The 20,272-nt window shown below is 52.6% G+C and carries 19 protein-coding genes and 2 pseudogenes; 15 read left to right on the top strand and 6 right to left on the bottom strand.

Features of this window, described 5'->3' with window-relative positions; translation table 11 throughout:
* Positions 1-120: 120 nt before the first annotated feature.
* Both F3I44_RS15280 and F3I44_RS15275 read left to right on the top strand, forming a co-directional pair.
* Positions 121-573 (top strand): annotated as a pseudogene (locus F3I44_RS15280) (helix-turn-helix transcriptional regulator); the annotation flags it as partial.
* A 138-nt stretch (positions 574-711) separates the two neighbouring features.
* Positions 712-1,125, top strand: coding sequence for a hypothetical protein (locus F3I44_RS15275; protein WP_150011763.1), 414 nt, complete (start codon positions 712-714; stop codon positions 1,123-1,125).
* A gap of 146 nt (positions 1,126-1,271) precedes the next feature.
* Here F3I44_RS15275 and F3I44_RS15270 read toward each other — a convergent pair whose 3' ends face one another.
* From F3I44_RS15270 to F3I44_RS15250, 5 genes are all read right to left on the bottom strand, one after another.
* A complete protein-coding gene (locus F3I44_RS15270) occupies positions 1,272-1,658 on the bottom strand; it encodes a Rid family hydrolase (protein WP_150011785.1) in 387 nt (128 codons plus the stop codon).
* Between the two features lie 1,045 nt (positions 1,659-2,703).
* Positions 2,704-2,958 (bottom strand): biofilm/acid-resistance regulator YmgB/AriR, encoded by a 255-nt coding sequence (locus F3I44_RS15265; protein WP_150011761.1) that lies wholly within the window; start codon positions 2,956-2,958, stop codon positions 2,704-2,706.
* Between the two features lie 161 nt (positions 2,959-3,119).
* Positions 3,120-3,413, bottom strand: coding sequence for a hypothetical protein (locus tag F3I44_RS15260; RefSeq protein ID WP_150011759.1), 294 nt, complete (start codon positions 3,411-3,413; stop codon positions 3,120-3,122).
* Between the two features lie 176 nt (positions 3,414-3,589).
* Complete coding sequence (gene ycgZ, locus F3I44_RS15255; protein WP_150011757.1) at positions 3,590-3,835, bottom strand: regulatory protein YcgZ; 246 nt, start codon at positions 3,833-3,835, stop codon at positions 3,590-3,592.
* A 247-nt stretch (positions 3,836-4,082) separates the two neighbouring features.
* Complete coding sequence (locus tag F3I44_RS15250) at positions 4,083-4,421, bottom strand: hypothetical protein (protein ID WP_223811676.1); 339 nt, start codon at positions 4,419-4,421, stop codon at positions 4,083-4,085.
* A gap of 414 nt (positions 4,422-4,835) precedes the next feature.
* On the opposite strand from F3I44_RS15250, the gene F3I44_RS15245 reads away from it, so the two are divergent.
* The 13 genes and pseudogenes from F3I44_RS15245 (at position 4,836) to F3I44_RS15185 (ending at position 19,158) form a co-directional block, all read left to right on the top strand.
* The gene (locus F3I44_RS15245; RefSeq protein WP_150011753.1) at positions 4,836-5,750 is read left to right on the top strand and encodes a metal ABC transporter substrate-binding protein; all 915 of its coding nucleotides are present in this window, start codon (positions 4,836-4,838) and stop codon (positions 5,748-5,750) included.
* On the top strand, positions 5,747-6,562 hold the full coding sequence (locus tag F3I44_RS15240; protein WP_150011751.1) for a manganese/iron ABC transporter ATP-binding protein: 816 nt from the start codon (positions 5,747-5,749) through the stop codon (positions 6,560-6,562). Before F3I44_RS15245 ends, F3I44_RS15240 begins: the two co-directional genes overlap by 4 nt.
* Before the next feature lie 2 nt (positions 6,563-6,564).
* Positions 6,565-7,425, top strand: a complete 861-nt coding sequence (gene sitC / locus F3I44_RS15235) for an iron/manganese ABC transporter permease subunit SitC (RefSeq protein ID WP_150011749.1) — start codon at positions 6,565-6,567, stop codon at positions 7,423-7,425.
* On the top strand, positions 7,425-8,294 hold the full coding sequence (locus F3I44_RS15230; RefSeq protein WP_150011747.1) for a metal ABC transporter permease: 870 nt from the start codon (positions 7,425-7,427) through the stop codon (positions 8,292-8,294). Before sitC ends, F3I44_RS15230 begins: the two co-directional genes overlap by 1 nt.
* Before the next feature lie 556 nt (positions 8,295-8,850).
* Positions 8,851-10,395: a methyl-accepting chemotaxis protein gene (locus F3I44_RS15225; protein ID WP_150011745.1), complete on the top strand. Its 1,545-nt coding sequence runs from the start codon at positions 8,851-8,853 to the stop codon at positions 10,393-10,395.
* 231 nt (positions 10,396-10,626) lie between these two features.
* Positions 10,627-10,832, top strand: a pseudogene (locus tag F3I44_RS23935) (hypothetical protein); the annotation flags it as partial.
* Positions 10,833-11,332: 500 nt separating this feature from the next.
* Positions 11,333-12,271, top strand: coding sequence for an omptin family outer membrane protease (locus F3I44_RS15215; protein ID WP_150019469.1), 939 nt, complete (start codon positions 11,333-11,335; stop codon positions 12,269-12,271).
* A 265-nt stretch (positions 12,272-12,536) separates the two neighbouring features.
* Entirely contained in the window at positions 12,537-13,100 is a 564-nt protein-coding gene (locus tag F3I44_RS15210) for a hypothetical protein (RefSeq protein WP_150011741.1), read from the top strand.
* Positions 13,101-13,757: 657 nt separating this feature from the next.
* Positions 13,758-14,222: a (2Fe-2S)-binding protein gene (locus F3I44_RS15205; protein WP_150011783.1), complete on the top strand. Its 465-nt coding sequence runs from the start codon at positions 13,758-13,760 to the stop codon at positions 14,220-14,222.
* Positions 14,219-15,211 (top strand): xanthine dehydrogenase family protein subunit M, encoded by a 993-nt coding sequence (locus tag F3I44_RS15200; RefSeq protein WP_150019468.1) that lies wholly within the window; start codon positions 14,219-14,221, stop codon positions 15,209-15,211. The genes F3I44_RS15205 and F3I44_RS15200 overlap by 4 nt, the downstream gene beginning before the upstream one ends.
* Entirely contained in the window at positions 15,208-17,517 is a 2,310-nt protein-coding gene (locus F3I44_RS15195; protein WP_150011737.1) for a xanthine dehydrogenase family protein molybdopterin-binding subunit, read from the top strand. The genes F3I44_RS15200 and F3I44_RS15195 overlap by 4 nt, the downstream gene beginning before the upstream one ends.
* Before the next feature lie 94 nt (positions 17,518-17,611).
* Entirely contained in the window at positions 17,612-18,178 is a 567-nt protein-coding gene (locus F3I44_RS15190) for an NTP transferase domain-containing protein (protein ID WP_150011735.1), read from the top strand.
* Complete coding sequence (locus F3I44_RS15185) at positions 18,175-19,158, top strand: XdhC family protein (protein WP_150011733.1); 984 nt, start codon at positions 18,175-18,177, stop codon at positions 19,156-19,158. The genes F3I44_RS15190 and F3I44_RS15185 overlap by 4 nt, the downstream gene beginning before the upstream one ends.
* Here the strand turns inward: F3I44_RS15185 and F3I44_RS15180 are convergent.
* Positions 19,147-20,241 carry an ABC transporter substrate-binding protein gene (locus F3I44_RS15180; RefSeq protein WP_223811681.1) on the bottom strand — a complete coding sequence of 365 codons (1,095 nt, stop codon included), beginning with the start codon at positions 20,239-20,241 and terminating at the stop codon, positions 19,147-19,149. The genes F3I44_RS15185 and F3I44_RS15180 overlap by 12 nt on opposite strands.
* Between the last annotated feature and the right edge of the window lie 31 nt (positions 20,242-20,272).

Below are 20,272 nucleotides of genomic sequence, written 5' to 3'. Positions count from 1 at the left end.
CTTCAGCCTCGCGAAGAATACTGATGATCTGTTCGTCGGAAAAACGCTTCTTCATGGGGATGTCCTCATGTGGCTTATGAAGACATTACTAACATCGTGGTGTATTAATCAACGGGGGGCAGGTCACGTGAACTCTACTTTCGTGTACTCACGGGCGAACAGGGCAACGCCATGCGTGCCGCGCTGGCCATGCAGGGGCAGTTCAGCAAAATTGGCAGGGTCGTTAAGCATATCCACGCCACGTATGCAGAGCCGTTGACCCTGACTCAGCTGGCAGGGGAAGCGGGCATGAGCGTCCCGACCTTTCATCTTCACTTCAAAGCCATTATCAGGATGCCGCCGATGCAGTATGTGAAATCGGTACGCCTGCATCAGGCGCGCATGCTGATGGTACGCCAGCAAATGACCGCTGCCGCGGCAGGCTACGCTGTGGGTTATGAAAGCTCCTCGCAGTTTAATCGTGAATTTAAACGTCTGTTTGGCCTGCCCCCGGCTGAGGAAATAAAGCGTATGCAGCGTCACTTCTCTGTTCCGCCTGTGCAGCAAACGCCGGTATTTGTATCATCACATTAGTCAGGAGAGTGGAATCTGAGGCCATTTTTGGGATAACAAAACGAAAATCCGCTTTGCGCCAGATGTGAGCATAACGATTCCAGGCATCTGATTTTCATCTATTGTTAAAAGTCAAAGTCTGGTGAGAGGGTGTGAAAATTGAGCCGCGATATTGGTGTTTATATAGTTAAAGAAAAATTACCACCGACTGATGTTCTCAGAGATGTCATCATCCGGGCCGGATTCCCGTGCGTACTGGATGATGAATTTGATCCTCTGACGTTCAACGGCTTTTTACTCTGTCCTGTCAATGGGGCTCCTTCAGGCTTCACTTATTTCTCACGCGAGTTAGATGAGAATGAACTTAAAGAGTTAAATGCCGACTTCGTACCGGACTTAGTGATTGTGTTATCCGCGGGGAGATATGAATCTGAATGGATTTCTGCAGCAGCAACAGCGGGCAGTCTCGCGAGTTTTACTGAAGGGCTATTAGTAGATTATTTAACTGGCAGTCAGTTTTTTGCTAACGATGCAGTTAAATGGGCTAAATCTCAGATGCCGATTCGGCAATGATAACCCGGGGAAGCAAGTGATGATTACCCGGGTTATAACAATGCAAAATCTCTTTCTATGTCAGGCTGATTGGTCAGAAACAGGAGTTGACAGAGCCTGCTTTTCGCTTCTGGCGGACCTCATCTACATGGCGGGACTTATGACGTTCATGCCCTTTTCGCCACAATCCGCATTTCCACCAGTGCATTTTCCGGGATGAACTCGGACACGCCTATAGCAGACCATGCCGGATAGGGCGCTTTTATATATTCATCCTTTACATTAGAAAACAGCGCGCTATGTTTTTTCAGGTCAATATGAAACGTCGTCATCTCAAGAATGTTTTCATAGTCTAAACCGGCGGCTTTTAAATAAACGCCCAGCTTATAAAAGGCATCGTGAAATTGTTCCTCTGGATCCTTACTGATAGGTTTATCCTTTCGCGCTGCAGTTACGCCTGACAGATACACCGTGCCATCAGCATCGATGACGGGAGAGAAGTGCCAGTCATCGAAATAATGCTGAAAGTCTTCAGGAACGATCGATTTTATCATGATTACCTCAGGTTGATGATTTCGTCCTATGCCGGTGCTATTCAGCGCCTTCATAACCCGTAAAGCGCCGCTGGCTTACTGGTTTTCTTCTCTTATTTGTCTACCTTAATCTAAACGTACCGCCAGAACTTCTCCTTTTGCGCCTGGAGCACTAGCTGACTAAAGTCATTCAGACTAAACAGAAGATAAGGCAGAGCGGAAAAGTTTTTCTGACGCTCAGGAAGCAGTTGAAAAGAATGAGATTCTTATCGACTATGTTCAGATGACATTCGGGAATGGTATCTGCTTAGTCTCCGTCACTCAGCGACACGATGAGTCAGCTTCCGGGAAACTCTTTGCCATGCCTGACTTTACCAAAGACAGTGTTGATTTCAGCCAGAAGTGATTTCTGGCCTGTTAGAAGCCTGTAAATAATATCAGGCGCATTCGCGCGGGGCTTAATGAATCCATAAAACCTGCACGCCAATAAAAACAGGCTCAGATTAAACAATATTATCAGTCCACTACGAAACAGACTGCAGCGGCATCGAGAAGTTTAGCGTGTGAAAGGTGATACAGGAAGACGATAGTTAATATCAGGGCGACGGTAAGTCAGCTGCATGTTTATACTGTTGCTAACGAGCGCCAGTTGCAGCTTTATATTTAACAGTGTGATACAGGGTGTTATATCTTTAACATACAGCAAGTGATGAGAAAAATAGTATTGCAGGCTAAACATAAAAAATACCGACCACCCCTGACGCAAGATCGATGGCGAATCCTGCACAATATAATGTGCAGGATGCGGAGTGATTAACTTTGTAATTTATCACACAGCAGAGTAATACGAGCGTCTTTGGGAAATGAGAGGGGGATTTTGCTCAAAAAAGCATAACTACACCAGCCTGTATAGGGTCGTTACGGCCAGCTAAACGATTTGCAACTACGGTCGGGCTTTTTATACATAGCGGGTGGGTTTGTTAAAGTTCTTCGTCTAAAATTGCCTCAAAAGCAGAGTGTTAATCTCACTGAGCCTGCGTCATCGCCGACAACGCAGGCGAGGTCATCAGATGTCGGTATCGTCAGGTGTGCGGCCTACTACAATTTCCAGCGTTCTGCGCAACACATCCAGTCTGATCACGTCGGAAGTACATTCCAGTTCGGCAATCAGATAAAGAATTATCGCTTTGTTGGTCACCCGTCCATGATCAGCCACGATGTCACGAATTACTGCGCCCAGCAGTTCTGTTTCCGGTGCCAGCAAATCGCCTTCACTACGAAAATAGTCAATGATGGATAAATCTGATGAAGAGTGTTGCATGATTTTTCTTTCTCTGAGGAAAATTCGTTATACGCAATGGGTGACGTCAAAACGAGTGTAGACGCTGTTTTCGTTTTGCCCAGCCAGCCAATTAAATTTCACTTAAAGGCTGCCGCTTCGCTTATCGTTAGCCGTGTGTAACAGGCACGCAATACCCTTTATCAGTGCTTTTTAGACCCATCTGGTGGGCCATCGCTGTTCATACGATGCGTCGTCTTATCACGTTCAGCACCATCACCCTGCACACGTTTACGCGCGGTGACCATGCCGTTTCGAACTTCAGTGATGGCTTTGCGAATCACAGACACTTTAGTGTCGTCATCGGCATTAGCAGCCATGAGTTCAAGCTGTGCGATTAAGGCGTTACTCGACACCGGTTTGTCTGACTTAAGTAATGTCAGGACGGCCTCACCGATCATGACATCTGTCAGTTTCTCATCTTCACTTCTGTACATACTTGCTTCTCTGATTACGAATCAATGGCCATGCTGCGGGTCCGTATACGTCAGCGGGTGCAACGTAGTGCACCAGATACGGCAAGGCAGTACCGGGCTTCATTCCTGTGGGTAAATCTTCCTGATGTTAGCTAAGAGCAGGCGTCATGAATACTCTCTGAAGCCGTGAGCGAGCATTAATCTTCACGACGGAAAAGCATCGCGATTAATTCATGCAGATGGCTCTCTTCTTCTGGTGTCGCAGCCAGTTCAAGGCGGCGCAACAGTTTACTGCAAATGGCTTTACGGCTAAGGCTATGACCTGCGCGCAGAATTTCAACCACAACCGAACCCAGTGTTTCCTGTTGAGAAGGTGAGCTGGCCTGATTGAAGTAACGGGCAATATCGCTGATCGTTGCCGGGGCTTGTCCGTTCTGACGCATGTTTATTTCCTCAGATGGTGAAAGTGTATAACATTAATGGTGCGCAAGTTATACATCTTTTCAAAACTTGTACAGAATTTTGGATTTTTGGAATAATTTTTTTTGTGCAAAAAGTGCTATAGCTTTAAAAACAGGGTGTTACGAGGAGGTGGTGGAGCGGAGAAAATTGTACCATTATCTTGTACAGGAACAAGCCCTCCGGTGTTCCGACCTGATTATTCAGGCCGGCAGAAGGTAAGCAGTCAGGTTAACGCTTGAAGAGAATATCGTCAGCTGAGGCGCTGGTGGCCGGTTCGATACCCACATTTCTGGATAACCAGGTTGACGGACCCGTGGTACGTGAACCAATTGTTTTAAATCCCGTCAGCCATTGACGTGCAGTTTGCATCTGCTCAAGGCGATACTCATTCACTTCTGAGTCAGCCATAACCTGCAATTCTTTAATCAGCAATTCAACGTTCACTTCCTGACCAGCATTAAACAGGTTCATTGCAGCTTCGCCAATGATGACATTCGCTTTTTCGTCGCTGGAAAAATACAAAATATCCTCCTGGTTGATTGCGGTAAGTAACATTAACTGTAGCAAAAAAATTCACCGGGCTTAATTAATTCGGCCTATCAATAAGATAATTTTAATTGTGAAATTGCAGCGCCTGTTATGAGAGTGTCATCCGGTAATGCGACGTCCTTTTGTCAGTGGCAAAGCGTAGATAAACCCTTTTCTTCATATCAGTCACCCCTTTCCCACTGTGTGTTACTGAAGCAGGCGGTAGCGAAATCCGCCTGTCGCGAAGCCATAAACCTGTTCAATGCCGCGCATCATAAAAAATATTCTTAATTATATCATAGGTTAATCGGGTTGATTTACAAAAGCTGACATCTGGGCCTGAATGCTGAAGAAACTTCACATCTCCCTGCTGGTCGAGAGATATAGCCTATGCTATAAAAAATAGCCTATGCTAATTGTGTTCTGTTTTTAATCATCTCTGGAGCCCGCCCAATGGTCCCGATAAAAAAGATCACCACGCTGTTATTAAGTGCGCTGCTCACAACCCTGATGGTGAGCAGCAGCTATGCAGCAGAAAAATTTAAGATAGTGACGACGTTTACGGTAATAGCTGACATGGCTGAGAACGTGGCTGGCGATGCCGCGGAGGTCACCTCTATTACTAAGCCCGGTGCTGAAATACACGAATATCAGCCCACGCCCGGCGACATCAGGCGGGCGCAGGGTGCGCAGTTAATTATGGCGAACGGGCTTAATCTCGAACGCTGGTTTCAGCGCTTTTATCAGCATCTGGACGGCGTCCCGGAAGTGGTCGTTTCTGCTGGTGTCACGCCGATGGGTATTGGCGAAGGGCCTTATAACGGTAAACCGAATCCCCATGCCTGGATGTCACCGGACAATGCGCTGATCTATGTCGATAACATCCGCGATGCGCTGGTGAAATATGACCCGGTGAACGCAGAGACCTACCGTCAGAACGCTGCCGCTTATAAGCAAAAAATTACCGCTGCACTGGATCCGCTGCGCCAGCAGATTGCCGCTATTCCCGAGCAGAAACGCTGGATGGTGACCAGTGAAGGTGCGTTCTCCTATCTGGCGCGTGACCTGGGCATGAAAGAGCTCTACCTGTGGCCGATCAATGCTGACCAGCAGGGTACGCCGCAGCAGGTGAGAAAGGTGATTGACCTGGTGAAAAAAAATGCCATTCCGGCGGTGTTCAGTGAAAGCACCGTATCAGATAAGCCCGCCCGCCAGGTCGCCCGGGAAACCGGTGCCCATTACGGTGGTGTGCTTTACGTCGACTCCTTAAGTAACGCGCAGGGACCGGTGCCAACCTATCTTGATCTGCTCAAAGTCACGACTGAGACACTGGTGCAGGGCATTAAAGCGGGAGAGAAAGCGCAATGACAGACACCATTGTGGTTTCAGGCGTCACGGTAACCTATCGCAACGGACATACTGCGCTACATGATGCCAGCTTCAGCGTGCCAGGCGGATCGATCGCCGCGCTGGTGGGCGTTAATGGCTCCGGCAAGTCAACCCTGTTCAAAGCGCTAATGGGATTTGTGCGGCTCGCCAGCGGCAGCATCTCGGTGCTGGGGATGCCGACCCGCCAGGCGCTGCGCCAGAGTCTGGTCGCCTATGTGCCACAGTCGGAAGAGGTGGACTGGTCATTTCCGGTGCTGGTGGAGGATGTGGTGATGATGGGGCGCTACGGTCATATGGGTCTGCTGCGCAGGTCAAAGCCGCATGACCAGCAGATTGTCAGTGAGGCACTCGCGCGGGTCGATATGCTGGATTATCGCCATCGTCAGATCGGCGAACTCTCTGGCGGCCAGAAGAAGAGGGTATTTCTGGCACGCGCGATTGCGCAGCAGGGTAGCGTAATCCTGCTGGATGAACCCTTTACGGGCGTAGATGTGCAGACCGAGGCCCGAATCATCAGCCTGCTGGGGGAACTGCGCGATGAAGGTAAAACCATGCTGGTTTCCACCCATAATCTGGGCTCGGTTACGGAATTCTGCGATTACACCGTGATGGTAAAAGGCACGGTTCTGGCCAGCGGCCCGACCCGGACCACTTTTACCACCGCTAATCTTGAGCGCGCGTTTAGCGGGGTATTGCGTCATGTGATGGTGAAGGGGCTGGACGATCAGATCATCACCGATGATGAACGCCCCTTTATTGCACCTCATGCCGCACGGGAAGAGGGGAGCTGAACATGGCGCTGTTACTGGAACCTTTTGGTTATCACTACATGCTTAACGCGATGTGGGTTTCCGCGATGGTAGGCGGACTCTGCGCGTTTCTCTCCTGCTATCTGATGCTCAAGGGCTGGTCGCTGATAGGTGACGCGCTGTCACACTCTATTGTTCCTGGCGTAGCGGGCGCTTATATGCTGGGACTGCCGTTTGCGCTGGGGGCATTTCTCTCCGGCGGGCTGGCAGCGGGCAGTATGCTGTTACTTAATCAGCGCACCCGTTTAAAAGAAGATGCGATTATTGGCCTGATATTTTCCTCTTTCTTTGGTCTGGGTCTGTTTATGGTGTCGCTCAATCCGACTGCCGTGAACATACAGACCATTGTGCTGGGCAACATACTGGCGATTGCACCAGCCGATATTCTCCAGCTGGCGCTGATTGGCGGGCTGTCGATTATCATTCTGCTGTTTAAGTGGAAAGATCTGATGGTCACCTTCTTCGATGAGAACCACGCACGCGCCATTGGTCTGCGGCCTGAACGGCTGAAAATCCTCTTCTTTACTCTGCTCGCAGTTTCAACCGTAGCGGCGCTGCAAACTGTTGGCGCGTTTCTGGTGATCTGTCTGGTGGTGACGCCCGGCGCGACCGCCTGGCTTCTCACCGATCGCTTTCCGCGTCTGCTGATGATTGCTGTCGCGATTGGCAGCATCACCAGTTTTCTGGGTGCCTGGGCGAGTTACTACCTGGATGGCGCAACGGGCGGCATTATCGTGGTGGCGCAGACGCTGCTGTTCCTGCTGGCATTTGTTTTTGCACCGAAACATGGTCTGCTGGCTAACCGGCGTCGTGGCCGCCATCACCCTGAAAAGGAGCCTGGCTGATGTGGATACTGGAACCGTTTCAGTTTGCATTTATTAACAGCGCACTGCTAATCGCGCTGGTCGTGGCGATTCCCTGTGCGCTGCTGTCGGTATTTCTGGTGCTGAAAGGCTGGGCGCTGATGGGCGATGCCATGAGCCATGCGGTTTTCCCGGGCATCGTGCTTGCGTGGATGGCGGGACTGCCGCTGGCGGTGGGCGCGTTTGTTGCAGGGCTGTTCTGTGCCGTCGCCAGTGGTTTCCTGCAGGACAACAGCCGTATTAAGCAGGACACCGTGCTGGGCATTGTCTTCTCCGGCATGTTTGCGGTGGGGCTAATCCTCTACATCGCCGTGAAGCCGGAAGTGCACCTCGATCATATTCTGTTTGGTGACATGCTTGGCATAACCGGCGCAGATATCATTCAGACAGCGATTATCGCATTGATCATCGTTATGGTGATTGTTGTAAAGTGGCGTGATTTTATGCTGTTCAGCTTCGATCCTCAGCAGGCGCAGGTCTCTGGCTTACCCGCCCGTCTGCTGCATTACGGGCTGCTCTGCATGGTCTCGCTGACCATTGTAGCAACGCTAAAGGCGGTGGGGATAATCCTGTCAATCTCCTTGCTGATCGCACCCGGCGCAATTGCGGTGCTGCTCACTCGTCGTTTTTCACATGCGCTGCTGGCGGCGGTTGTTGTGGCGGTAATCGTGTCACTGAGCGGCGTTTATCTTTCGTTCTTTATTGACAGTGCGCCTGCGCCGACGATTGTGGTGTTGTTTGCAGTGGTCTTTATTGTAGCCATGATCATTGCGGGGCGGAAAACCCGGCAGCTGGAACGGTTGAAACATCGTTATAACGAAAAGAGCGTCTGCGTTGATAAAAAATCCTGATGCAATAATAGGGCGTGATGAAATTCAGATTTCAGAGTGGATAGCGTCTCGTCACACTTCTTCTCATGCCTGAAAGTTGATGTTTGAAATGGCGAAAGATTCATCTTGTCGGGTCTGGCAGTGATATCCGCTCTGAGCCCGGAGCGGATAATTTAATCACTCAGTAATTATTAATGGTGGTATCAGCACAGATTCAGAGAGTTATGCGAAAAAACTAAAATAGCGCACCCCCTTAGAAATTTATGATTCCGGCAATGTATGTAGCCGGTTGAACAAAAAACACGCTTAAAAATAATTTGTATCAGAAATGTTTTTTTAACACTAACTAATTTACTGAATTTTATCATTTTAAGTGTTTATTATCATATAGTTATATTTTTATTCAGACGTCATTCTCTCTTTCTCATCTCGTCGTTTCTCCCTCATCGTCTATATATCTTTCCTGTCGCGCCGTTATTAATGGCGCGACCAGATAAAGATTTCATGGTTTTTTATTCAACCTCACTTCTTAACACCAGAGCAACATAGCAATCTCAAAAATATAACGGAAAATAATATGAAAATAGCCACGCGTCTTGTCGCAGGGTATAGCCTGCTGATCATTCTTTTTCTTCTCTGCACCGGGACGGCACTTCAAGCACTCAGGCAGGCCAGGGACGATATGGAAAACGCAGTAAATAACAAAATTTACCGCTATGAACTGATTCAGAACATGCGAAATGCGGCCAGAGACATGGCGATCGCAGTCAGGAATATTGCATTACTGAATGAACAGAATGACAGACAGCCTGAATGGAACAGGATGGTCGCTCAGAAAGCCATCTACATTCAGAACAGGGACAAACTGACTGCCAGTATGTCGCAAAACGTCTCAGCGGAAGGTAAACATGCGCTGGAGAATCTGACCTCAACGGATGAATCCGCACTGAGTTTACTCATGACGGCGGGCAGGAAAGCGATGGCGGCGCCTCAGTCCGAAACCGTTGATTACCTGCTAAAAACCGTAAGGCCAGGTCAGCGAACAATGCTGAATGCCCTCGATCGGCTTTCGACTATTCAGATGCAGGTAAGCAGGAAAACCGTTCTGGATGCCAGGGCGGCCGCTGCGCAAACGGCTACGCTGATGTCGGTGATGGTATTGATTTCTTTCCTCGTCGCTATCGCAGCCTGTTACTCCATCATTCGTATGCTCATGCGTCAGCTGGGCGGAGAGCCTGCACAGGCACAGGCGCTGGCCGCGGCAATTGCGTCGGGTAATCTGACATCGCCTGTCCTGTTACGGCACAACGATACCTCCAGCCTGCTGGCCTCGCTGGATGTTATGCAGGTCAACCTGCGCAGCATGGTAGCGAATATCAGGGATAGATCGGCATCCGTTGCACTGGCCGCGGATGAAATCTCGCAGGGGAATACAGAACTCTCATCCCGAACCGAACAGCAGGCCGCTGCCCTGCAGGAAACGGCAGCAAGCATGGAACAGCTCACCGCTACCGTAAAAAGCAATGCAAGCGGGGCACATGAGACCGCCAACTCAGCCCGTGAAACCGCGCGCCTTACCCACGCCGGGGAAGCGGATGTCAAGCGTATGGCAGAGACGATGCAAGCCATATCAATGAGCGCGACTAAAGTCCGGGACATTACCTCCGTGATTGAAAGTATTGCGTTTCAGACTAACATTCTGGCGCTGAATGCAGCCGTTGAGGCTGCACGAGCAGGAGAAGAAGGACGCGGCTTTGCTGTAGTCGCGGGTGAGGTCAGGACACTGGCGCAGCGCAGTGCTTCTTCCGCCCGGGATATAAAACTGCTGATCGAAGAAGCGGTAACGCAGGTGGAAAGCGGCGTCATGGTCGCCTCGTCAACCGGTGACAGCATGATGAAAATTGTTGGCATGGTGAATGAACTGGCTGTGTCGATGGATGCGATTTCCCTTGCCTCATCAGAGCAGATGCAGGGCATATCTCAGATCAGTGTCGCTGTGACGCAGATGGACGGCGTGACACAGAATAACGCCGCACTGGTGGAAGAATCGTCTTCAGCCTCTCAGTCGCTCTCTGAACAGGCGCACGCGCTGCGCGGCATGGTGGCCGCATTTCAGGTGTGATGATCTCTGTTGATAGCGTTCATCTGCTGAAGCTGCCGCCGGTATCCCCACCTCCGGTGGTCTGCTTTTCCGGCAGATGACGATGGGTAACAGGCATCTGTCTGTCACCCAGCGGTCAGACAACATTCGTCTTTCAGTTTCTGACTACAGGAAAAAGAGCATGAAAGGGAACAGGGGGGAGAGTAAAGATACCCCTGTTGCCTCGTGATTCCACCTGAAGTCAGCCATGCCGCCTTAATGCGCTTTATGGCCCGGCTCGAACTGAATAAGAGTGCCGCAGCCTGAGCTGGGACGCTGAGAAATCTAACTCCCGCGCTAACCATTTTAATCACGCTTCGGGTGGAAGGGCAGATGACAGCATTGTGAATGATTCGCTTAGCGCTAAGCCTGAGCAAAACTGCCTGTACTGTACCCCGCGGCACTGCCGGTTAAGCTAGTGCATAGAACTTTCGACCTGCCGTTAACGCTGGCAGACCTTGCAAAATGTAAAATAGCACCTATGTGCACTGTGCGGGGATGGTCATCGCATCATTTACTGGTGCTAAAAAACCTCACTTCAGAAAACATCTCTTCTTATTGTCGTTATCGTTTCATTTCTCTTTTTCCCCCTAAGGCGGATATTTGCCAGCCGCACCAGTTGCTCGCCTCAAAACAAATTTCTGGCCGGGCAAAAGAGGGGCTGATGACTGACGAACTGCGAAATAACAAAAATAATTAATGTTTTTCAAAAAGTAGCCGATGAAGGAATTTGCCTTAACGGACAAAGCTGCGAGCGAAAAGGGTTAAAAAATCCGCGGCTTCGCATGGGCCGTCGCGCAGGCTTTCGTCAGGGCTTCGGGGCTTGTACCCCCGCAGGTGAGTAGAGAAGCGCAGCAGCCGTGCTACGAAAAGAACGGCGCTGCTGTACAGGGATTATTTTTATGGATATGGAATTGAAATGAAAAAAAGCACCGTTGCAGTGATGATGATGGCGACTCTGTCAGGCGGAGCCTGTGCAGATACAGATCGATTTTCACCGAATTTTTCCCCGGAAAGCTTTACTGTGTCGACGTCAGCCGGGATGCTGAGTGGCAAATCTCATGAGATGGTTTACGACACCGGGACAGGCCGAAAAGTCAGTCAGCTGGACTGGAAAATAAAGAATGTTGCTATTCTTAAAGGCGAGTTATCCTGGGATGCATACTCATTTCTGACGCTGAATGCGCGAGGCTGGACCTCACTGGCTTCTGGTTCGGGTCATATGGACGACTATGACTGGCTCGATGACAACCAGTCTGACTGGACGGACCATTCATCCCATCCTCGCACAGATGTTAATTACGCCAATGAATACGATCTCAATGTAAAAGGCTGGGCGTTACAGGGCGATAACTATAAAGCCGGGCTGACTGCTGGTTATCAGGAAACCCGTCTAAGCTGGACAGCTTTTGGCGGTTCATACAATTACGATAACGGCGCTTCTACGGGTGATTTCCCAAGAGGCGAGCGCGGTATTGGCTATAGCCAGCGTTTTTCCATGCCGTATATTGGCCTTGCGGGCCAGTATCGTATTAACGACTTTGAATTTAACGCCTTATTTAAATTCAGTGACTGGGTGCGGGCACACGATAATGACGAGCATTACATGCGCGATCTTACCTTCCGGGAGAAAGTGACTCATTCGCGGTACTACGGAACATCGGTAGATGCCGGCTATTATGTCACGCCAAATGCCAAAGTGTTTGCCGAATTCACCTACAGCAAATATGAAGAAGGCAAAGGCAGTACTCAGATTATTGACAGATTCTCTGGTGAATCAGCATCCCTTGGTGGAGATGCGGCTGGTATATCAAACAAAAACTATACCATTACAGCCGGTCTGCAATACCGGTTCTGATTCGCCTCTGCATGCCAGTTGATAATGTAACGTAAAGCCCCTTTGGGGCTTTTTAAAAGTTCAGCAAAAAGATAAAAATAGTCATTTCGTATGTAAATTCACAATTAAATTAATATGCTAACTTTTTGAGATGAAATCTCATCCCGGCAGGTCTGCCTCTTTTTTTATCGTGATTGAAAATCTTATTCAGTCGATACATATCGTTAAAAGCTATTGCCGTTTTCTGATAGCGTCCAGCACAACGCATCTTAGGAAGAGAAAATAAATGCCTGTCATCCCGAATGTTATGAGAATTGCTGCGTTTTTCCCCGTTATTTTGCTCACTGGCTGTTCCACGCTGTTACCCCTTAATTACACAGATTACGAAGGTAAAGATGCAGCGACGGTGGTGGCCATCAATCCAGAGGGATTTGTGGGTACATTTTATCTTTCGGTCTATGAGAAGAAAGGCAACTGTTATGACAGGGTTGATCGTCATCAGCTGGAGTCAAATCTTATCCCCTCTGCAGGGCGAGTTATGACCGCAAAGGTCAAGCCTGGCAGGCTCATGGCTTTTCAGCAGCTCAACACGATAATGAGCGATTACGACACACAAGGAAAAAAAACGAGATTCCCGGAAAGCTATTTACTCTCACAGTGGGTTCCATTTATTCCACAACCAGGCAAACGCTACTTTCTTGATACTAAATATGGTCCTCGGGAGATTTCGGCGGATTATTCTATTACTGTTCATTCAGACCCGGCCAGAATTGCGTCTGATTTTAAAACGCTCCCTCAGAATAACTGGGATGCCAGAAATCGTTGTCAGCATCTTATAGGCGGCAGCTGATCATGATTCAACTATCACTGTAATATCGTCACACTGAAGGCATGTTAAAAAATCGGCCAGTATCGCTGACACAGGAAGGGTTTGAGCATTTCTGCCACTCTCGCAGAGGACATGTATAGCCTTTAGAAAAGACTGGCATATCAATCCGCCAGAGACCCTCTTTCTGACCAGACTTCTCATCTGAAACATGTCTGATTAAGCACACCTGAACGCGCCAGTTCTTCTGCAAGAGCTGGCGTCATCAGGTGATCAGCCTTTTCATTCCGCCTGCTATCAGCCTTGCCACTGCGACTGGCGGATGATGTCGGGGCTGCCATTTGTGGAAAAATTAGTGAGGCGGCCACATCAATCCTGTAAGCGATACAGGCTGGAAAAATCAAGTAATATATCCTTTAAATTCAATAAAATGAATTCGCTATAGCTAATGTTATATAGCGCTGCGCTTGCCTTTTTGCCTCGGATAACGCTGACTTTTTCCCGACATGCCCGCCAGATTGCTAAAAAGCTGCTAAACCTTAAGACACAGATACGCGCGTAAAGATTAGGGTTATCACGATTTTCCCCGATTTAACTCCCGTCAGAACAAAACCTATAAAAAACCATCTTTTAGCCTCCAACAAGGGGAAGCAGACAATGTCGGAAAAAATATCGCTAACAATGCAGGTCAATGGTCAGTCGCAACAGATGCAGATCGATCCGCGAGTTACTCTGCTCGACGCCCTGCGCGAGCATCTTAATCTGACCGGCACCAAAAAGGGCTGCGATCAGGGACAGTGCGGTGCCTGCACCGTACTGATTAATGGTCAGCGGGTGCTGAGCTGCCTGACGCTGGCAGCCCAGGCGGATGGTGCTGACGTCACCAGCATTGAAGGACTGGCTTCCACCGAAGGTGAATTGCATCCGGTGCAGCGCTGCTTTATGGAGAAGGATGCCTTCCAGTGCGGTTATTGCACGCCGGGTCAGATCATGTCTGCTGTTGCCTGCATCAAAGAAGGTCATGCCGGTTCTGAAGATGAGATTCGGGAATATATGAGCGGTAATCTTTGCCGTTGTGGCGCTTATCCGCACATCGTCGATGCGATTAAACAGGCCGCTGCTGAGATGGCGAAGGAGTCCGCATGAATGAATTCAGCTGGAAAGTTGCGCAGTCACCTGAAGAGGCTGCCACTCTGAAACAGCAGCCCGGCAGCCAGTTGCTGGCGGGCGGCACGACGCAGCTCGATCTGATGAAGTGCGGCGTCTTCACGCCTCCGCAGTTAATTGGCATCAGCGGGATAACGGCGCTTAAAAACCTGCAATTTGACGACGAAAAAATCACTGCCGGTGCACTGGTGACCATGAGCCAGTTGGCCGACCATCCCGCCTGCCAGCAGAATGCACCTGCCATCTATGGCAGCCTGTGGCAGGCTGCATCCCCGCAGATTCGTAATATGGCGTCATTGGGCGGGAATTTACGCCAGCGCACCCGTTGTAACTACTACCGTGACCCGGCAACGTTCCCGGCCTGCAACAAACGCAATCCCGGTTCCGGTTGCGCCGCCCTGGATGGCGTTAACAGCAATCACGCGATTCTGGGTGCCAGCGACAGCTGCATTGCGGTCTATCCCGGCGATCTGGCGGTTGCGCTGGTGGCGTTTGACGCCATTGTCGTTCTGCAGAATCAGCAGGGCGAAACCCGCCGCATCGCAATTGATGACTTCTTCCTGCTGCCGGGCGACACGCCTGATCGTGAGCACGATCTGCGCGATGACGAGATCATTGTGGCCATTGACGTGCCACAAACTGAGTCACTCCGGCACTCACACTACCTCAAAGTCCGCGACCGCAGCTCCTATGAGTTTGCAGCAGCCAGCGCGGCCGCAGGCTTCACGCTGGAAAACGGCGTGATGCGTGACGTGCATATCGCGCTCGGCGGCGTCGCGACCAAACCCTGGCGCGTCCGATCGGTCGAGCAGGCGCTGGAAGGGCAGCCGTTTAATGAAGAGAGGGTGTTTCAGGCGGCAGAACGGATTATTCAGGAGACGCAGGCGCTGACCCACAACGCGTACAAAGTAAAACTGGCACCGCGAGTCATTGCACGCGCGCTAATGGCAGCAGGAGAAACCGCATGAGTGAAGTAAACGACAAAGCGCGTCCGGATGTGATCAACGCGAACTCAGCGGCAGACACCCGGGTTGAAGGCCTGGGCGCTGCCCGCTCGCGTGGCGATGGTAAAGTGAAAGTTACCGGTGAAGCGCGTTATGCGATTGAACATCAGCCGGAAAATCCACTCTACGGCGTGGTGATCCAGTCTACGGTTGCCAGCGGCCGCATCAGCCGCATGTCGACGGAAAAGGCGCAGCAGGCCGCAGGCGTGCTGGCGGTGTATACCCATCTGAATACGCTGAAGATCAACAAGCCCACGGCGATTGCCGATGGCGGCGCGGCGCAGTCAACCTACACCCCGATTCAGGACGATGTGATTATTCACAACGGTCAGAATATTGGTCTGGTTGTCGCCGAAACGTTTGAGCAGGCGACCTATGCCGCCTCGCTGGTGGAAGTTGAATATGAAACGTCCGATGCACTGATTTTTGCTACCGATGAGGGCGTGGAGCCGAAACCGCTCCCGAAGCAAGATATCGATATCGGCGATGCCGAGTCGGCTATGCAGCAGGCTGAGGTACGCCTGAGCCAGCGTTACACCACTCCGCGTGAATACAACATGCCGATGGAGCCGCACGCCTGTGTGGCGGAGTGGCAGGATGGGCGCATTACCGTCTGGGAGCCAAGCCAGTGGGTAGCCGGCGCGCAGGTGGAAATTGCCGAATGGATGGGCATTGAGGTGGAAAACGTGCGGATCATCTCACCGTATGTCGGCGGTGGATTTGGCTCTAAGCCGGTGCCTTACACCCACGTTGCGCTGGCGACAGTCGCCTCGCGGGCACTGCAGCGCCCAATCAAAGTGTCACTGACCCGCCCGCAGACGTTCACCGGGCTTGGCGGGCGTCCGGCGACCTCGCAGCAGCTGGAGCTGGGCGCATCGCGCGACGGCAAAATCCAGGCGATTATCCAGCGCAGCTTCAGTGAAACGTCACTCATCGACGTCTTTGCCGAGAACTGCAGCAAAGTCACCGCCCGCATGTATGCGGTAGGCAATGTCTCCGCCCGGCATCAGGTCAGGCCAATCAATACCGTGACGCCAGGCTGGATGCGCGCACCAGGTGAAAATCCAAGTGCCTTTGGACTGGAAGTGGCGATGGATGAGATGGCCTATGCCCTGAACATCGATCCGCTGGAGCTGCGTCTGCGCAACTGGGCAGATAAAGATTATCAGCTCGACCTGCCGTGGAGTTCTCGCCGTCTGAAAGAAGCCTATCAGAAAGGCGCAGAAGCCTTTGGCTGGGACAATCGCATCATGACGCCGCGCTCAATGCGCGAAGGGCGTGAACTGATTGGCTGGGGCATGGCCTCCGGCACCTATCCGGTCAACAAACTTCCTGCTGAAGCGAAAATTATCCTGACGCCGCAGGGCAAATTTGTGGTGCAGTGCGGTGGTGCAGATATCGGCACCGGGACCTATACCATTCTGGCGCAGACCGCTGCGGACATTCTGGGTGTCGCCTCTACCACCATTGAAGTAGAGCTGGGTGACACCGAGCTGCCGCGCGCGGGTGTAGCGGGCGGATCGCAGCTGGCGGGTAACGTGACCGCGGCGGTGAACGACACGGCCAAACGGATGCGCGATCAGCTGCTGAAGCTGGCCAGTGAACTGCCACAGTCGCCACTGAAAGGCACGCCTGCGTCTCAGCTCACGCTGAAAGGCAACGGGGTACAGCATAATCAGCGTAGCGATCTCGCCGTTTCCTTTGCTCAGCTGGCGACGCTGGCCCCGGCGGAGAGTCTCACCGTGAAAGGCGGCACCTTCCCGGACGATATGTCAGAAAGCGAGCGCGACAAGATGGTGCGTAATCTTAATGACGGCACCCGCCCCGAAAAATTCTCTGCCCATAGCTGGAGTGCGCAGTTTGTTGAGGTCCGGGTCGATGAAGATTTCGGTACCATTCGGGTTAAACGGATGGTGGCAGCGCTCGACAGCGGTCGTCTCTATAACCCGAAACTGGCGCGCAGCCAGTGGATTGGCGGCATGATCATGGGGGTGGGTCAGGCGCTGATGGAGGAGGGCATCGTCGATCCGCGTAACGGTCGGGTAATCAATAATAACCTCGCAGACTACCTGGTGCCGGTTAATGGCGACATCCCGAGCATTACGACCATCAACGTGGGCGAGCCTGATTTCGAGGCGACCACAATGGGCGGCAAACCGGTGGGTGAACTGGGTATTGTCGGCGTTGCGGCAGCGATCAGTAATGCGGTGTTCCATGCCACCGGCAAGCGCGTGCGCGACCTGCCGATTACGCTCGACAAGCTTATCTGAACCGGTTCCTGACCTGCTGCCAGCAGGCCGGACTGTGGTTATGCGGGCGCGGGCTAAGCCTGCGCCCGTTTTTCACGCATAGCGGAGAAAGAGAGTGAAGATTGCGCTGATTGTACTGGCCGCCGGGCTGAGTCAACGTTTTCGCCAGCAGGCGGGCGGGCATAAGCTGCTGGCTGATCTTGAAGGCAAAGCGGTATTGCAGCGCACGCTGGAGCAGGCCGCTGCCAGCGGGCTTGACCTGTTCGTGGTGACCCGTCCCGACGCACTGGCAATCCAGTCGCTTTGCTCGCGGGCGACTGTCGTGCTGTGCGACAGCGGCGGGCTTGGCGAGTCCATCACGGCGGGCGTGAATGCCAGCCGTGACTACGACGGCTGGCTGATTGCGCTGGGCGATATGCCGTTTGTGACGCCCGAAAGTTACCGCGCCGTCAGTACCGCGCTGGCGCATGCGCCGATCGTCAGGCCATTTATTGAGGGCAAGCCGGGCCATCCGGTGGGTTTTCAGAATCACTATTTCCCAGTACTGAGCACGTTACAGGGCGATGCCGGACGCCAGGCGATAGTGAAGTCACAGGCCGTCCCGCTGGAGCTTCACGATCGCGGTTGCCTCTGTGATATCGATTTCCCTTCTGATCTGCAGCTGATAAAGGAATTTTCATGATAACGCTGGATCAACGCGTGATTAATGCAGCACTGAGCAGTTGCCAGGCGGGCCAGCAGGTCTGGCTCTGCACGGTGCTGCGCACCTATGGCTCTTCGCCGCGCGCACCCGGGACACTTATGACGGTTAACGAAACCGGCGCGTATTGCGGATCGCTGTCAGGCGGTTGCATCGAAGAGGACTTTCTGGCGCAGCTGGCGGCGGGGGCGTATCGCGCCAGCAGTCAGCGGGTACGCTACGGTGAGGGCGGGATGCGTCCTGACGTCAGCCTGCCGTGCGGCGGCAGTCTGGAAATCGTCATTGAGTTTTTGCCGCCCGATGATGCCACGCTGGCGCTGCTGACGGCGATGCAGCGTGCGCTGAGCGGGCAACAGCCGCTGGTAAAAATAATACGGCCAGGCGAGCGCGCGCAGTGGGAGGCGATAGCCGCCGACAGGAGGCTGCCCGCACTGGATGCCAGCGAGCAGCAAATGTTATTGCCGGTAGGCGCGATTCCGGAACTCCTGATCGCGGGCTACTCCAGCGTGGCACATGAGTGCATCCGGCTGGGACAGATGCTGGGCTTTCACGTGCGGGTCTGTGAGCACCGACCGGAAATGCGAACGGAGCTGGAAAGTCACTTCAGCGACGCGGATAACGTGACGCTGGTGTCACAGCATCCGGCGCGCTGGCTGGAGCTGAACGGGGCGCACGCCGCGGTGGCGATTGTGGCACTGACCCACGATCCGCGCATTGATGACCTGACGATGATGGAGGCGATTGCAACCCCCGCATTCTACATCGGCATCATGGGTTCGGCGAAAAACAGTGAGAAACGACGGGCACGTCTGCAACAGTTCGCCGGGATGGATCGGGCCGAGCTGGACCGCATCCATGCGCCCATCGGCCTGCCTATCGGCAGCAAGACCCCGGCGGAGATTGCGGTGTCGGTCATGGCCGATATCGTCCGGGTGAAGAATAACGGGCAGTCAACTGCCTGAGCCCGCCGTCTTCTCAGGGGCCAGCCGATAAAGATAGCTGCCGGAATAAGGGATAGGCAGGAAATTACGAAACAACTGCTGTAACGTCTGCTCGGGATCGACGTCGCGGAACAGCTGCGGATAGAGCGTGGTAGCAAAGAATTCGGTCGCTACGACGTGCCACGGACTCAGGTAAAAGTTGTGCCAGATAGCTCCGGTATGCCCCTCCCGTAGCGCGGTCAGCTGCTTCAGCGCATTCTGCTGACCGGTCAGTGCCAGCAGGCTCTGCCGGGTCTGCAGCGTGGTGACGGCGGGGCCGAGCTTCAGCGCGCTCACCTCATCGGCGCTGCCGGTGCCGGTGGCAAAGTAGTACTCCGGCTGGGCCACAATCACGCTCTCCTCACTCAGCCGTCCGAACACGCCTTTGATCTGCTGGCTGGCGATGTTATTGCCACCAGCAAACGTCAGCAGCTCACCCAGATTGCCATTCACCGAGGTGACGCAGCATTCGCTGCGTCGTCCAAGATGTAACTGTAACAGCACGGACGGTTTCGGGCCGTGATAATCCGCCAGCCGATCGGCAATGCGCTGCATGTGGCTGCGGTAGAAGTGATTAAACTCAGCCGCGCGCTGCGGCTGATTTAGCACCTCACCCAGCAAAGTGATGCTGCGCTCGGTGTTTTTCAGCAGATTAACCCGCAGATCGATCTTCACCACCGGGATATGCGCCGCAGCGAGCATCTTCTCCAGCACGGCGCTGTTTTCACTGTCGCGCGCCAGCTGCGGCAGGATCACCACATCGGGTTTAAGTGCGATGACCTGTTCGGAGTTCATATCGTTAACGCCATCCAGCCCCACCACGGGAATCGTCTCCATTTGCGCAAACTGGCGGGCAAAAATCTGCCAGGTTTGAGGATCGTACTTTTTCAGATCCTGCGGCCAGCCGACAATATGCTGCAGCGGATTACCGGGCGTCAGCAGCGCGACGCTGTAGAGCATCCGGCTTTCACCCAGCACAATGCGCTGCGGATGGTCGGGAATCGTGACCTGGCGACCGGTGATGTCGGTCAGTGTTCGGGCATGTGCGCCAGCACTGAACAGCATCACGGTGATCGTCAGCAGCACTGCGCGTAGC

The sequence above is a fragment of the Pantoea sp. F_5 genome (assembly GCF_008631595.1).
Taxonomy (GTDB): domain Bacteria; phylum Pseudomonadota; class Gammaproteobacteria; order Enterobacterales; family Enterobacteriaceae; genus Pantoea; species Pantoea gossypiicola.
The sequence above is the reverse complement of the archived record's forward strand: the minus strand, read 5'-3'. Positions and strand labels throughout refer to the sequence as shown.